Annotated in this window: 14 protein-coding genes; all 14 read left to right on the forward strand. The window is 52.3% G+C overall.

Going from position 1 to position 14823, the window contains the following annotated elements; translation table 11 throughout:
• Positions 1-471: 471 nt before the first annotated feature.
• Positions 472-1083, forward strand: a complete 612-nt coding sequence (locus tag BQ6873_RS16520; protein ID WP_076593638.1) for a MotA/TolQ/ExbB proton channel family protein — start codon at positions 472-474, stop codon at positions 1081-1083.
• Between the two features lie 15 nt (positions 1084-1098).
• Positions 1099-1533: an ExbD/TolR family protein gene (locus BQ6873_RS16525; protein WP_076593639.1), complete on the forward strand. Its 435-nt coding sequence runs from the start codon at positions 1099-1101 to the stop codon at positions 1531-1533.
• A gap of 83 nt (positions 1534-1616) precedes the next feature.
• Positions 1617-2660 carry a tetraacyldisaccharide 4'-kinase gene (gene lpxK, locus BQ6873_RS16530; RefSeq protein WP_076593640.1) on the forward strand — a complete coding sequence of 348 codons (1044 nt, stop codon included), beginning with the start codon at positions 1617-1619 and terminating at the stop codon, positions 2658-2660.
• The gene (locus tag BQ6873_RS16535) at positions 2641-2820 is read left to right on the forward strand and encodes a Trm112 family protein (RefSeq protein ID WP_076593641.1); all 180 of its coding nucleotides are present in this window, start codon (positions 2641-2643) and stop codon (positions 2818-2820) included. The genes lpxK and BQ6873_RS16535 overlap by 20 nt, the downstream gene beginning before the upstream one ends.
• 34 nt (positions 2821-2854) lie before the next feature.
• Complete coding sequence (gene kdsB / locus BQ6873_RS16540; RefSeq protein WP_076593642.1) at positions 2855-3607, forward strand: 3-deoxy-manno-octulosonate cytidylyltransferase; 753 nt, start codon at positions 2855-2857, stop codon at positions 3605-3607.
• Between the two features lie 155 nt (positions 3608-3762).
• Positions 3763-4419: an adenylate kinase gene (gene adk, locus BQ6873_RS16545; protein WP_076593643.1), complete on the forward strand. Its 657-nt coding sequence runs from the start codon at positions 3763-3765 to the stop codon at positions 4417-4419.
• Between the two features lie 486 nt (positions 4420-4905).
• The gene (locus BQ6873_RS16550) at positions 4906-7062 is read left to right on the forward strand and encodes a sodium-translocating pyrophosphatase (RefSeq protein WP_076593644.1); all 2157 of its coding nucleotides are present in this window, start codon (positions 4906-4908) and stop codon (positions 7060-7062) included.
• Positions 7063-7249: 187 nt separating this feature from the next.
• Entirely contained in the window at positions 7250-9028 is a 1779-nt protein-coding gene (gene ggt, locus BQ6873_RS16555) for a gamma-glutamyltransferase (protein ID WP_076593645.1), read from the forward strand.
• 58 nt (positions 9029-9086) lie between these two features.
• The gene (locus BQ6873_RS16560; RefSeq protein ID WP_076594188.1) at positions 9087-10289 is read left to right on the forward strand and encodes a patatin-like phospholipase family protein; all 1203 of its coding nucleotides are present in this window, start codon (positions 9087-9089) and stop codon (positions 10287-10289) included.
• A gap of 128 nt (positions 10290-10417) precedes the next feature.
• Positions 10418-10792, forward strand: coding sequence for a ribonuclease domain-containing protein (locus tag BQ6873_RS16565; RefSeq protein ID WP_076594189.1), 375 nt, complete (start codon positions 10418-10420; stop codon positions 10790-10792).
• Positions 10793-10838: 46 nt separating this feature from the next.
• Complete coding sequence (locus tag BQ6873_RS16570) at positions 10839-11237, forward strand: barstar family protein (protein ID WP_076593646.1); 399 nt, start codon at positions 10839-10841, stop codon at positions 11235-11237.
• Between the two features lie 181 nt (positions 11238-11418).
• Positions 11419-12027, forward strand: coding sequence for a phosphoribosylglycinamide formyltransferase (purN, locus tag BQ6873_RS16575; protein ID WP_076594190.1), 609 nt, complete (start codon positions 11419-11421; stop codon positions 12025-12027).
• 89 nt (positions 12028-12116) lie between these two features.
• The gene (locus BQ6873_RS16580) at positions 12117-13373 is read left to right on the forward strand and encodes an RsmB/NOP family class I SAM-dependent RNA methyltransferase (protein WP_076593647.1); all 1257 of its coding nucleotides are present in this window, start codon (positions 12117-12119) and stop codon (positions 13371-13373) included.
• Positions 13374-14738 (forward strand): mechanosensitive ion channel family protein, encoded by a 1365-nt coding sequence (locus BQ6873_RS16585; RefSeq protein WP_076593648.1) that lies wholly within the window; start codon positions 13374-13376, stop codon positions 14736-14738.
• The last annotated feature ends 85 nt before the right edge of the window (positions 14739-14823 follow it).

The following is a 14823-nucleotide window of genomic DNA, read 5'->3' on the forward strand; positions in this document are numbered from 1 at the left end:
TGCGCCCGACATCGAGTAATCGATGCCGGGCGTTTTTATATGCGGGGTGTTTGAGGATGAGATGGCATTTGTGAACTTCTCACCACTGCGACAACTCTCTCTGATGCTGGCTGGAATGTGGCGGCCGATGTAGCTCGGAAACATGGCAGTAAGCAAAAAGAGTAGAGATATCATCAAGGATATGCACTGCCTCATTTCTATGCGCGGAAAAAATTTTCTTTGAAATCAATCACTTCGACTGCTTACACACAGTTACGCACAATGTTATCCACAGAAAATGTGCACAAGTCGTTTTGCCGGGAGGTCATGTTGTTAAAAGAATTTTCAGGCGCAGTGCGGATGCCGGTTAACATGGCGTTATCGCTCGTCATGCAAGGCTGTCAAGCCGACACTGGTAGAAACTTGCTCTCCCTGCGCCAAAACGTTACATTCTCCATCCATACTTATTGAATCCCAAAGAAGGAGCTTACTTTGCTCGCCATTATTCACGCAGCAGGCTGGCCTATCTGGCTGTTGCTGATTGCTTCAGTTATTGCTTTGACCCTGATTATTGAACGTAGCCTGTATTTGCGCCGCCGCCGGATTTTGCCGCCGAACTTGTTGGACGAAGTCATTCGGGTTTATCACAACGGCAAGATCGATGCGAACGTCGTGACCACCTTGGAGCAAAACTCACCACTCGGTCGTGTGTTGGCAGCAGGTATGCGTAACGTTGATGCGCCGCGCGATGTGATGAAAGAGTCGATAGAAGAAGCAGGGCGCGGTACTGCGCATGAGTTGGAGCGCTTCCTGACCACGCTGGGTACGATTGCGACCTTGGCACCGTTGATGGGTTTGTTCGGTACCGTGGTTGGCATGATCGAGATTTTCGGTTCGCAGAACGCAACCGGTACAGGCGCGAATCCGGCGCAACTGGCGCATGGGATTTCGATAGCCTTGTACAACACGGGCTTCGGCTTGGCGATTGCGATGCCATCATTGGTGTTCTACCGGCACTTCCGTGCACTGGTCGATAGCTTCATTATCGACATGGAGCAGCAAGCGGTGAAGTTTGTCGATATCGTGCATGGTTCACGCAAGTAAGAGACTGGAAACCTGATGAATTTCCGCAAGGGACAAGGTCGCGAAGATCCAGAAATCAATTTGATCGCTTTCATCGACGTATTGTTGGTGATTCTGATCTTCTTGATGGTATCGACCAGCTATAGCAAGTTCACTGCTTTGCAGATTACATTGCCGACCGCAGATGCGGAGAAGGCGATGGGCAGACCGTTCGAGATTAACGTTGGTGTCGATGCGCAAGGTCGCTATTCGATTAACAATAATCGTGTCGCGGTGCAAAATCCGGAAGGATTGGCGGCGGAACTGACCGCAGCTGCGGCGGCTTCCGGCAAGGCTAATCCTGATCCGGTAGTCATCATCGCTGCTGATGCAACCACCACGCATCAAACCGTGATTAATGTATTGGAAGCGGCGCGTATCGCTGGTTATTCCAAGGTCACGTTCGCGGCGCAGACCAGCGGTAAAAAGTAAATCCTGTCATTTAGTAAGTTCTATAGTTTCGATGCTGTCGCTTCAGGTATGAAGGGCAGCATTTTCATTACGGGATCACGTCTTTGGCTCTCCAACGCTCCAATCTCGAAGCATTTTTGACGCGCACGTGGGCGCAGCGCGGGCTAGCGGCTTGCTTGCTGTTACCGGTATCCGGCTTGTTTGGCGCGCTTTCCGCTGCGCGCAGAATTTCCTATCAATTTGGTATTGCCAAAACCCAGCGCTTGCCGGTGCCGGTCATTGTCGTGGGCAACATCTTTGTTGGTGGAACTGGCAAAACGCCGTTGACGATCTGGTTGGTGCAGGCTTTGCGTCAAGCCGGCTTCAAGCCCGGCGTGATTTCACGCGGTTACGGTGTGCATAACGATGTGCCGCAGGTAGTGACGTCGCAATCCTTGGCGCAGGAAGTTGGTGATGAGCCTTTGCTGATTGCGCACAGAGCAGAGTGTCCGGTCATGGTAGGGCGTGATCGGGTTGCTGTAGCGACCGCTTTGTTGGCTGCGCATCCGGAAGTTGACGTGTTGGTTTCAGACGATGGCTTGCAGCATTACCGTTTGGAGCGAGATATCGAAATCGTGTTGTTCGATGGCCGTGGTGTCGGTAATGGCTGGCTGCTGCCTGCTGGCCCATTGCGCGAAACAGCATCGCGTCGCCGTGATTTTACCGTGGTGAATGGCGTGGTTTTGCCAGACGGCATGCCATCGGATACGGTCAGCATGCAGCTTGTCGGAACAGTTGCAGAAAAACTGAATGATCGTTCGCAAACGAGTGCCTTGAGTTCCTTTGTAAGTGCCGAAGGAAAACACTCTCCTACGATATTGGCGGCTGCCGGAATTGGTAATCCTGGTCGGTTTTTTACGCTATTGCGCAATGCCGGTTTGCAGTTCGAAGAGATGGCCTTGCCTGATCATTATGATTTTGCCGATAACCCGTTTGCTGCGGTCAAAGCGGATGTGATTCTGATGACAGAGAAGGATGCAGTAAAATGTCGGCAAAACGATGGTTTGAGAAACGATCCCCGTTTGTGGGTCGTGCCTGTAACAGCGCAGCTTGATGCTGCGTTTGCTGAAAAAATTGTGGAGAAACTCCGTGGACAATCGATTGCTTGATATTCTGGTCTGCCCGATCTGCAAAGGTCCGCTTGAGCATGACAAAAAAGCGCAAGAACTGATTTGCAAGGCAGATAAGCTTGCGTACCCGATACGCGATGGCATTCCTATCATGTGGGCTGATCAAGCGCGCGATTTGCAAGCTACGCCTTCGGCTTAAGGCGACGTAAGTACCGCTATTCTGGAAGTTCTCGATGTCTTTTACTGTAATCATTCCCGCACGTCTTGCTTCTACTCGATTGCCGAATAAACCGCTGGCTGATCTGGGCGGCAAGCCGATGATCGTGCGTGTGGCTGAACGTGCGATGCAATCTGGCGCGGCGCAAGTGATCGTTGCAACTGATCACGCTGATATTTTTTCCGCTTGTGTGCAGCATAAGGTAGCGGTGCAAATGACGCGTGCCGATCATCCGTCCGGCACTGACCGCATTGCGGAAGTGGCGGCCTTGATCGGTTTGCCGGATGATGCAGTGGTGGTGAATGTGCAGGGCGATGAGCCTTTGATCGATCCATCCTTGATCGCTGCAACTGCCACCTTGATTACGCGTGATGTGCCGATGGCAACGGCGGCGCATGCAATCAGTGATATTGAAGAAGCCTTCAATCCGAACGTGGTGAAGGTTGTGTTGGATAAAGCAGGTCGAGCCTTGTACTTCTCGCGTGCAACGATTCCTTGGCATCGCGATGGTTTTGCCTTGAGCAAGGATGCGATGCCGGCAGCGTATGCGCCTTTGCGCCATATAGGCTTGTACGCATATCGCAATGGCTTCTTGCAGGAATACCCTCAGCTGAGCATTTCTCCGCTTGAACAATTGGAAGCGCTGGAGCAATTACGCGTGTTATGGCACGGTGTTCCGATTGCCGTACACGTGACGCCACATGCGCCGGTAACTGGCGTGGATACGCCGGAAGACTTGGAGCGCGTCAGGCGGTTTTTTGGCCAATAATGCATTGCAATAAAGCCAAAAACATTGATTTGATATGATTTTGTGGTAAGTTTCGTGCAAAGTTCATAGGCTAAATCTATAAATCACGACTATCCTCGGCGCCGCTTTAGCGCCTTTCGGTAATAGAATTCAAAACTCGTTTTAGGAAAAATTTCATGCGCCTCATCCTTTTAGGAGCGCCTGGTGCCGGTAAGGGCACGCAAGCTGGTTTCATCAAAGATAAATTCAATATCCCGCAAATTTCGACCGGCGACATGTTGCGCGCAGCGGTCAAGGCTGGCACGCCACTCGGTATCGCCGCCAAAAAAATCATGGACGAAGGTGGTCTGGTATCGGATGACATCATCATCGGTCTGGTTAAAGATCGTTTGAAAGAAGCGGATTGCGCCAAGGGTTATTTGTTCGACGGTTTCCCACGCACGATTCCACAAGCTGATGCAATGAAAGACGCTGGCGTCGCCATTGATTACGTTTTGGAAATCGATGTGCCGGATGAGGCCATCGTTGAACGCATGAGCGGTCGTCGCGTACACCCGGCATCAGGTCGTACTTACCACGTCAAATTCAATCCGCCTAAAGTGGCAGGCAAGGATGACCTGACTGGTGAAGAGTTGATCCAGCGTGACGACGACAAGGAAGAAACCGTCAAGAAGCGTTTGTCGGTCTATCACGATCAAACCGAAGTGTTGGTTGGTTACTACAATAAATGGGCAGAATCCGGCAAACCGGGCGCGCCTAAATATCGCAAGATCGCGGGCGTCGGCCCAGTCGATCAGATACGCGACGCGGCATTTGCAGCGTTGGAAGGCTAAAAAGAAAAGCGGACTATATGTCCGCTTTTTTCATGCTTGTTCAAACTGTTGTATCGCTATAGCATTAATATCGATAGCATCAAGAGACTCAGCCAGCCCTAGGGCCTGTTAAGCATTAATTTGGGAGATGCGTTCTAGGCAGAAAACGTGGTGGCAAGGCGCGTGGCGTGGCAGGTGGTGACCCACCTGCAAGCCATGCAACGCAGTCAGCGCGCTTTCTGCCTAGAACCCTTCGGGAACGGCTACAGGCGTCGCCTGCCGTTGTTGCAGCTCCTTGCCGTAGTGCCGCTACGTCGCGTCGCTGCGCCTAGGCAGTCAACGCCTGTCGCGCGTTCGCACTCGCAAATTAATGCTTAACAGGCCCTAATCCAATAATAAAAAGGGCGACAGAAAGTTTTGCAGTACGCAGTTAGCACGGGACATTCTTTATGTCTGTTGCATTGTCGTAGTGGTTAACTTAGTCGTGAAAAAACAGGAGGAGTCGATATGGCATCAAGTCTATGGTTCGCCATTGCGTGCGGCATCATTGCCGTCGTCTATGGTCTGATCTCTCGCAGTTGGATACTCAAACAAGACGCTGGCAATGAACGCATGCAGGAAATTGCTGCCGCGATTCAACAAGGTGCTGCGGCCTATCTGGCGCGCCAGTACCGCACGATTGCCATCGTCGGCGTTGTGCTCTTTATCATCATCGCACTTGTGCCTGGCCTTGGTCTGACTACGGCGATGGGCTTCCTGATCGGCGCAGTATTGTCCGGCGCATGCGGTTTCATCGGTATGAATGTATCGGTGCGCGCCAATGTGCGTACTGCGCAAGCGGCGACCAAGGGCATGAACGAAGCATTGGATGTGGCGTTCAAGGGCGGTGCGATTACCGGCATGCTGGTAGTTGGACTGGGCTTGCTTGGTGTCGCGATTTTCTTTTTGATTCTGGTTACTTCTGCACTGCATGGCGTTGGTTACACCGTCACCTTGCATGATGTGATCACGCCGATGATAGGTCTGGCATTTGGCGCCTCGCTGATTTCGATTTTCGCGCGACTGGGTGGGGGTATTTTCACCAAAGGTGCGGACGTTGGTGCTGATTTGGTCGGCAAGGTCGAAGCTGGTATTCCTGAAGATGATCCGCGTAATCCTGCGGTGATTGCCGATAACGTAGGTGACAACGTAGGCGATTGCGCCGGTATGGCAGCTGACTTGTTTGAAACCTATGTGGTGACCTTGATTGCAACCATGTTGCTGGGTACTTTGGTGATGCGCGGCATGGAGTTGCAGGCGGCGATCTATCCTCTGTTGTTGGGCGGCGTATCCATACTCGCTTCCATCGTTGGTTGTTCGATGGTGAAGGCCAAGCCGGGTAAAAAAATCATGTCGGCTTTGTACACGGGCTTATGGTGGGCCGCTGGTTTGTCACTGATCGGTTTTGCGGTCGTGACCTGGTTGGTGATTCCGCCGGAGTTGCAACTGGCGATGATGGGTTCGGCAGTGGTCGGTATCGTGTTGACCGGTTTGATGGTCTACATCACTGAGTACTACACCGGGACTGATTTCAAACCAGTGCAGCATGTGGCGCAAGCCTCGACTACTGGTCACGGTACCAACATCATTGCCGGTCTGGGTGTATCCATGCGTTCGACTGCATGGCCGGTAGTCTCAGTGTGTGCGGCGATTCTTGCATCGTACTGGCTAGGTGGTTTGTACGGCATCGCAATTGCGGCAACAGCGATGTTGTCGATGGCCGGCATTATCGTGGCGCTGGATGCCTATGGTCCGATTACCGATAACGCGGGCGGTATTGCAGAGATGTCAGGCATGCCGGAATCGGTGCGTGCGATTACTGATCCGCTCGATGCTGTGGGTAATACAACCAAGGCGGTGACCAAGGGTTATGCGATTGGTTCTGCTGGTTTGGCAGCGCTCGTTTTGTTTGCCGATTACACGCATGCACTGGATTCTGTCGGCAAGAGCACCTCCTTCGATTTGTCGAATCCTTTGGTCATCGTCGGGCTCTTCATTGGTGGTTTGATCCCGTATCTGTTCGGTGCGATGGCGATGGAAGCGGTGGGACGTGCGGCCGGTGCGGTAGTGATGGAAGTGCGTCGCCAGTTCCGCGACATCAAAGGCATCATGGACGGTACAGGTAAACCGGAGTACGACAAGGCAGTGGATATGCTGACGACAGCAGCAATTAAGGAAATGATTATTCCTTCCTTGTTGCCGGTAGTGATCCCGATTTTGGTCGGCATGATACTAGGACCTGCGGCCTTGGGTGGTTTGCTGATGGGGGCGATTGTGACTGGTATCTTCGTGGCAATATCGATGACCACCGGTGGCGGTGCATGGGATAACGCGAAGAAATATATCGAAGATGGTCATCACGGTGGTAAAGGCTCCGAAGCGCACAAGGCAGCGGTCACTGGCGATACTGTTGGTGATCCGTATAAAGATACGGCTGGTCCAGCGGTGAATCCTCTGATCAAGATCATCAACATTGTTGCATTGCTGATGGTGCCGCTATTGCCTGCATCGGGTTACCAAATGACGCAAAGCAGTGTGACTGCGGTCACGATAGTATCGCCGGTGACAACGATAGTTGTTCCAGTTGAAAGCGCACCAGCGCCGCCGGCATTGGTTAAACCTTAGACATGTGTTGACGGAGAGGAAAAAGGCAGCTTCGGCTGCTTTTTTCTTGCGCGGGATTAGTTGTTGATTCCGTCGAAGTGGCTCATCAAAATGCAATATCGCGGCTTCAACAAACTGACAGTAGGTCGCAAGCGGTTTACACTAGGGCAAACCTTGTGCTTCCATCTTTGCTTCTCCGGGACCTTGCATGATTAAAACGCCTGTTATTGCCGTCGTATTGTCCGCCTTGCTTGCAGCTTGCAGCAGCGCACCTGTACACAAAAACTATATTCCGATTGAGCCAGAGGGCAGCAGTGGCTACACGGAAAAACCCGGCTGGGTCGCAAAGAAATACATGGTGGCCGCAGCCAATCCGCTTGCAGCGGATGCCGGTTATCAAATTTTGAAAGCTGGCGGCTCGGCGGTTGATGCTGCGATTGCAACGCAAATGGTGCTGGGTTTGGTAGAACCGCAATCGTCGGGTATTGGCGGCGGTGCCTTCTTGTTGCATTACGATGGGTCGCGCGTGAAAGCCTTCGATGGTCGTGAAACTGCGCCGGACACTGCAACGGGGAGATTATTTCAAACTGCCAACGATAAGGCGATGCCTTTCCATGAAGCGGTAGTCGGCGGTCGCTCAGTTGGCGTGCCAGGCGTGTTGCGCATGCTGGAACTGGCGCATCAGCAATACGGCAAGTTACCGTGGGCTACATTGTTTGCTCCCGCGATTCAATTAGCGACAGATGGTTTTGCCGTCAGTCCGCGCTTGGCGATTTTGCTGCAGTCTGAAACCTATCTGAAAAACGATCCTGTCGCCGCTGCCTATTTCTACGATCAAGATGGCAAGCCAAGACCAGTCGGTTATCTGTTGAAAAATCCGGCACTGGCTGCGACTCTGACGACTATTGCGAACGAAGGTGCCAATGCTTTCTACCGAGGGAAGATTGCACAGGACATCGCTGACAAGGTAAATAAACATCCGACTAATCCAGGTGGATTGAGCGTACGTGACATGGCTTCTTACAGAGCCAAGGTGCGTGAACCGATTTGTAGCGATTACAAGTCTTGGATCGTGTGTGGCATGCCGCCACCTTCGTCCGGTGGTATTGCGATTGCACAAATACTCGGGATATTGGAAACGAAAGACATGCGCGCACTTGCACCGGTAGACGGCGTGTGGAATGCCGAGGCAGTACATCTCTTTTCGGAAGCGGGACGACTGGCTTATGCAGATCGCGACCGTTACATAGGCGATCCTGAGTTCGTGTCATTTCCCGGTGGCAGCGCACGACCTTTGCTGGATAAAAAATATCTGATGCAGCGCGCCGCCTTGATACGCGAAGAATCGATGAAGAAAGCGCAACCCGGTCGACCTTTTGGTGCGCGTCTGGCATTGGGTAACAATACTTCGCTTGAATTGCCGTCCACTTCGCATATCTCGATTGTCGATGGCAATGGTCATGCAGTCTCGATGACGACCACAATTGAAAACGGCTTCGGCTCGCGTCAGATGGTGGATGGATTTTTGCTGAACAATGAGCTGACCGATTTTTCCTTCAATGCGACGGATGCCAATGGCTTGGTTGCGAATCGCGTGCAGCCTGGTAAACGGCCGCGCAGCTCGATGTCGCCAACGTTCGTCTTTGAAAAAAGAACGCAAAAGCTGGTGTTGTCGATAGGCTCACCGGGCGGCGCTTCCATCATCAATTATGTGGGCAAGGTTCTCATCGGCACGATGGATTGGGGACTCAATGTGCAGCAGGCGATCAACTTGCCGAACGTCGGTAGTCGCAACGGCCCAACCGAACTGGAGCAAGGCCGCGTATCGAATGCCTTGGTCAATGCTTTAGTGGCGAAAGGTCATGAAGTGCAAGTGCTGGAGCAAACTTCCGGTTTGCAAGGCATCATGCGTTTGAATATACACGGTGAAGAAGTCTGGTTTGGCGGCGCTGATCCACGGCGCGAAGGTATCGCCAAGGGAGATTGATACAACAACGGTGTGCTTCGCTTGTCCGACATGTGAAAGGCTCAGTTAATTGGTTGCTATACGAGATCAAAAGAAAATAGGTCTGGTGCTGACAGGTGGCGGCGCACGCGCTGCGTATCAAGTCGGCGTATTGGAAACCGTTTCTAGCATTCTGTGCGAAGCCGGTTGGGCGCCTGAACGTAATCCCTACGATATTATTTGCGGCACTTCCGCTGGCGCGATCAATGCGACAGCACTGGCATGTCATGCAGACGATTTTTGTGCCGGCTTGAAAAAAGTCGTGGATGTCTGGGAGCACTTCACCGCCGAGCAGGTTTATCGCGCCGATTCTCTGGGCGTGTTGCGTTCCGGTGCAAAGTGGTTGTCGCTGCTGTCCTTTGGCTGGTTGCTGCGTAAGTGGCGCGCGAATCCGCCTAACTCTCTACTCGATAACACGCCACTGGTCAGTCTGCTCAATCGGATGTTGAATCTGCCGCGTCTGGATGCGGCTCTGATGGATGGGAAATTGCACGCTTTGGCGGTAACGGCGTCTTCGTATACCGCCGGCAAGCACATGACCTTTTATCAAAGCGAAGCCGACATCGAACCTTGGATACGGACACAACGCGTCGCGATACGTGGCCAGATTGGTGTCGAACATTTGCTGGCATCGGCTTCGATCCCATTGATTTTTCCGGCGACACCTATTTTTTGCGAAGGGCGGCGTGAATTTTTTGGTGATGGCTCCATGCGCCAGTTGGCACCGATTTCACCAGCGATACATCTGGGCGCAGACAAAGTTCTCGTGATTGGTGCCGGACGCTTGCTGGAACCGGCGATAGATCAATCGACCAATGCGCAATATCCGAGTCTGGCGCAAATTCTTGGTCACGCGCTTTCCAGTATTTTCCTCGACAGTATTGCCGGTGATATCGAACGCTTGAATCGTATCAATCAAACCTTGTCGGTTCTCACCGATGAGCAAAAAACCAAAACGCCGTTGCGACCGATAGAGATGCTGACGATTGCACCATCCGAGCGTCTGGACACTATCGCAAGCCGACACATCGGCAGCTTGCCGCGTCCGGTACGGATGTTGCTCTCGGGAATCGGTGCGGCTGAAGTGCGTGGTGCCGCTTTGGCATCGTATTTGCTGTTTGAAAAAAGCTACACCTGCGAATTAATCGAGCTGGGGCGCAAAGACGCGTTGGCGCATAAAACCGAGATTCTTGCCTTTTTCTCAACGCAGGGGACAGGTATTGCAGAAAATGCGACGGTCTAAAGCGCGCGCCTGCGGCGTGTGACGGGCGTGTGAATTACGTGTTGATTCGGACAACACAACACGTTACTCTCAGGTATTGCGTTCGTCAGATCGATAGGATGCGCCAATTATTACTAGAAGGAATTTCGGTGAAAGTTAAATTTCTCACACGTTTTTTCCTGGTTTTCGCTACATTCTTACTTTCTTATAACGCTTTTGCATTCGATTCCGGCGGACTTCAGGTCATTTCGGTCGCCGAATTGCCGCGTGAAGCGCAGCAGACTATCGCGTTGATTCGCCAGGGCGGGCCTTTCCCTTACGAGAAAGATGGCTCCGTATTTGGGAATTATGAGAAGGTTTTGCCGCAGCAAAAGCGTGGGTATTATCGCGAATACACTGTAAAAACGCCGCGCGCCCGTAACCGGGGTGCCAAGCGAATTATTACAGGAGGCGAGCAAGCCAAGCCGCGCGAATATTATTACACCGCCGATCACTATAGAAGCTTCAAAAGAGTCATTGAGTGAGCGGGGTGTGTTTCCTTGATAATAAATTGCTGGAGATGAGGGATAAATGAGTTTGTTTAAAACCGTGCCGCTCAATGTAGTGCAGTCGATCCGGGCCTTCCGTGTCGCCGATTTGCAGGCCGAGGCCGCGCAGCTTGGGCAGCATTTCCTGTACGCACATTGCGCGCATGCGACGACGAAACAACAAGTGCTGGCCGCAATTGCCGAGGCATTCCAGTTTCCCAAGCATTTTGGCAAGAATTTCGATGCTTTGTCGGATTGCCTGACCAGTTTGGCGCATAAAGCAGGGCCTCAGCCTGGATTCCTGGTGGTATTGGAACAATTGCCGAATACACCCAAATTCGATAAAGAAGCGCGCGAAACCTTGCTGGACGTGTTCCGCGATGCTGCCGATTTCTGGGCAGACAAAAAGATCGCCTTCCGGGTGTTTTACTCTTTCCAGTAAGTTGATCCTACGCAGCCGCTATGCGCATGGCGGCTGACTCAATCGCCCGTTTTTCAGGCAAATCTGCTCAAGCTGTATCTGCATCACGCTCCCTGTTGGCATCCCGGCTTTGTGCTCATGGTTGCTGTCCTTACCTGTTCGAATAAGTCTGATTAGGCCGCGGTACGGTACAATGCGCGCCATGAGAAGAATCGTCATTTTGATTTCCGGGCGCGGTAGTAATATGCGGGCCGTCATCCGCGCTGCGCAAAATGAGAAGTGGCCAGCACAGATCGCGGCCGTTATTAGCAACAAAGCGGATGCAACAGGTTTGGCTTATGCCGCCGAACATGGTATTCCCTGTGTTGCGATTTCGCATAAGGACTACCCGACACGGGAAGATTTCGATATTGCCTTACAAAGCAAGATTGACTCTTTTGCGCCGGATTTAGTGGTTTTAGCCGGATTTATGCGGGTGTTAACGACGCCACTCGTTACGCATTACGCCGGTCGCATGCTGAATATCCATCCATCCTTGCTGCCTAGCTTTGTCGGTTTGGCAACGCACAGACAGGCTTTGGCTGCGGGTGTAAAGCTGCATGGTGCAACCGTGCATTTTGTGACGGCTGAATTGGATCATGGTCCTATCGTGGCGCAGGCGGCAGTGCCGGTGCTAGAGGACGATACGGAAGAAACATTGGCCGCACGCGTGCTCGAACAAGAGCACATCATTTATCCACACGCGATACGCTGTTTTGTCGAGGGACGTTTATCCTTGGTCGATGGCGTCGTACGTATAAAACAAGATTAATTAAGTAAGATTAATCAAGACCAAGGCGGGCCGCCGGCTCGCTCATCAACAAGTCGTAGCAGACAAGAATATTTTATGAAGGAATGTGCATGAGATTGCCTCCAGCGATCATTAATAACACCGAAGAAGTATTGCGCGAGATTTTGCGCTTTACCGGCCCGGCTGACGGTACCTTGTCGCGCTATTTTCGCGATCATCCAAAACTGGGTTCGCGTGAACGTGGCGTAGTGGCTGAGGCTGTATACGGTTTGTTGCGTAATAAAGCGGTGTACACCAGCTTTGCCGAATCCGGTAATGGCCCGACGATGCGTCGTATGACTTTGCTCGGTTTGGCTGATGCAGTCGGCGTTGATGCGCTGGCCGGCTTGACCGAAGAAGAAACCGAATGGCTGAACCATGTGATGCAAATCGATCGCACCTTGTTGCCATCGCTGTTGCGTTCAAATATGCCGGAGTGGCTGTTTGAAAAACTGGTGGCACGTGATGGTGAAGCTGCCGCGCTTGAATTGGCGCATGCGGTGAACCAACCTGCGCCGCTGGACTTGCGTGTGAATGCGATCAAGGCCACGCGTGAAGATGTGATCAAGGAATTGGCTGAAGCGCCGATACTGTGTGAGCCAACACCGTTCGCACCTTTGGGCATACGTATCATCAAGAAACCTGCGCTGCAAAATCTGCCGCTGTTCAAGAACGGTTCGATCGAAGTGCAGGACGAAGGCAGTCAGTTGCTGTCGCAAATCGTTGGCGCAAAGCGCGGCGAGATGGTGGTCGATTTCTGCGCGGGTGCAGGCGGCAAGACTTTGTCACTGGGTGCTGCGATGCGTAACACAGGTCGTTTGTACGCGTTTGATATTTCTGAAAAGCGTCTGGCTAAACTGAAGCCACGTCTGGCTCGTAGCGGTTTGTCGAATGTGCATCCAGTGCAGATCGCGCATGAAAACGATGCCAAGGTAAAACGTCTGGCCGGCAAGATTGATCGTGTACTGGTCGATGCACCTTGCAGCGGTTTGGGTACCTTGCGTCGCAATCCTGATGTGAAGTGGCGTCAGACGCCACAATCGCTGGTAGAGTTGAACGAAAAGCAGGCATCGATTCTGGCTGGTGCAGCACGTTTGGTGAAAGCTGGCGGTCGTCTGGTTTATGCCACATGCAGTATTCTGGATGAAGAAAATGAAGGCATCGTTGCGCAGTTCCTGGCTTCACGCGATGACTTCGTGTTGATTCCGATGAGCGAAGTGCTGGCTGAGCAAAAGATCGATCTGAAAATGGATGCGTATCTGAAGCTGTCGCCTGCCTTGCATCACACCGATGGATTTTTCGCGGCGGTACTCGAACGTAAAAAATAAATGAAAGAAAACCTGCTCTCTACTCTTTGGGCTGATTTGTGGACGGATCTGGGTATCCCGGGTTTGCGTTGGCAACTGTTCGCTCTGGTGCTGTGCTTCGTAGCGGGTTGGGGTATCGCACGCATGGTGCGTGGTGTGATTGCCTCAAAAGAGCCGCAAAAAAATGCTTTACGGCGTTTGGGAGTAGAAAGTTTCGCGCGGGTGTTGTGGCCCTTGTTAACGTGGTTGTTGTTGGCGATCGCCAAAGCCATCCTTGAGCGTTGGGATGGGGTGAATGGGGTCGATGTCTTGCGTGTGGTGATGCCGTTGGTGGCATCGTTTGCACTGATACGCATCGCCTTCTATGTCATGCGTCGCGTCTTTGCGCGCGGTGGCAAGGTCAGCGCTTTCGTTTTATTGTTTGAAAGAAGTTTCGCGACCCTGGTCTGGATCGTGGTGGCGCTGCATATCACCGGTGTGCTGCCGGATCTGATCGAATTCCTCGACGACACCTTTGTCCCGCTGGGCAAGCATAAAGTCTCCATGATGACGATGCTGCAAGCTGTCGTCTCTGTCGGGGTCACCCTCCTTATCGCCCTGTGGGCCTCTGCCTTGATCGAAGAGCGCTTGATGCGCCTCGACGGCATGCATTCATCCATGCGTGCTGTGCTGTCGCGCATGAGTCGTGCCGTGCTGGTTCTGATTGCCTTGCTGGTCAGCTTGTCCATGGTTGGTATCGACCTGACCGTGCTGTCGGTGTTTGGTGGTGCCTTGGGCGTCGGTCTGGGCTTGGGTCTGCAAAAGATTGCCAGCAGCTATGTGTCCGGCTTCATCATCCTGCTGGAACGCAGCATGACGATAGGCGATACGGTCACGATGGATAAATTCACCGGACGTGTGGCCGAGATTAATACCCGTTATACCGTGCTGCGCGGTGGCGATGGCAGTGACACCATATTGCCGAATGACCTGTTTGTCTCCAATGCCGTACAGAATTTGTCGCTGAGCGATACCATGGTGCAAATGACAACGCGTATCTCGGTGGATTATCGGACCGATATCGATTTGGCATTGCGTTTGCTGGAAGAGGCCGCACTTAGTGTTGCAGGGGTTCGACAAGGGCCTGATCGTGTACCGAGCGCGACGATGGTGGCATTCGGGGCAGATGGTATTGATTTGCAACTGGGTTTTTGGGTAAATCAACTGGATGGGCGTGGTGGTGTTCTTTCTAATGTCAATCGTGCAATCTGGCGATCATTTCAGGCGAATGAGATCAATGTTCCGTTCCCGCAGCGCGAGATAAGGTTGATTGACGAGCAATATCGCCCGATAAAAGAGCGTTTAAATACACCTGAAAATCCTGCAAAATCGGATATACGTCCCTAAAAAGGGTACAATCCGTTTCGGAAATTTGCCAGATATCCTCGTTTTATTTCAAAGCGACACCATGTAGGGGACACCATATATCTAT

The sequence above is a fragment of the Herminiimonas arsenitoxidans genome (assembly GCF_900130075.1).
Taxonomy (GTDB): Bacteria; Pseudomonadota; Gammaproteobacteria; order Burkholderiales; family Burkholderiaceae_D; genus Oxalicibacterium; species Oxalicibacterium arsenitoxidans.

What these genes read in the sequence shown, in the direction of transcription:
- BQ6873_RS16525 (WP_076593639.1), top strand. Translation starts at nt 1,099, where the DNA reads ATGAATTTCCGCAAGGGACAAGGTCGCGAAGATCCAGAAATCAATTTG.
- kdsB (WP_076593642.1), top strand. Translation starts at nt 2,855, where the DNA reads ATGTCTTTTACTGTAATCATTCCCGCACGTCTTGCTTCTACTCGATTG.
- adk (WP_076593643.1), top strand. Translation starts at nt 3,763, where the DNA reads ATGCGCCTCATCCTTTTAGGAGCGCCTGGTGCCGGTAAGGGCACGCAA.
- BQ6873_RS16550 (WP_076593644.1), top strand. Translation starts at nt 4,906, where the DNA reads ATGGCATCAAGTCTATGGTTCGCCATTGCGTGCGGCATCATTGCCGTC.
- ggt (WP_076593645.1), top strand. Translation starts at nt 7,250, where the DNA reads ATGATTAAAACGCCTGTTATTGCCGTCGTATTGTCCGCCTTGCTTGCA.
- BQ6873_RS16570 (WP_076593646.1), top strand. Translation starts at nt 10,839, where the DNA reads ATGAGTTTGTTTAAAACCGTGCCGCTCAATGTAGTGCAGTCGATCCGG.
- purN (WP_076594190.1), top strand. Translation starts at nt 11,419, where the DNA reads ATGAGAAGAATCGTCATTTTGATTTCCGGGCGCGGTAGTAATATGCGG.
- BQ6873_RS16580 (WP_076593647.1), top strand. Translation starts at nt 12,117, where the DNA reads ATGAGATTGCCTCCAGCGATCATTAATAACACCGAAGAAGTATTGCGC.
- BQ6873_RS16585 (WP_076593648.1), top strand. Translation starts at nt 13,374, where the DNA reads ATGAAAGAAAACCTGCTCTCTACTCTTTGGGCTGATTTGTGGACGGAT.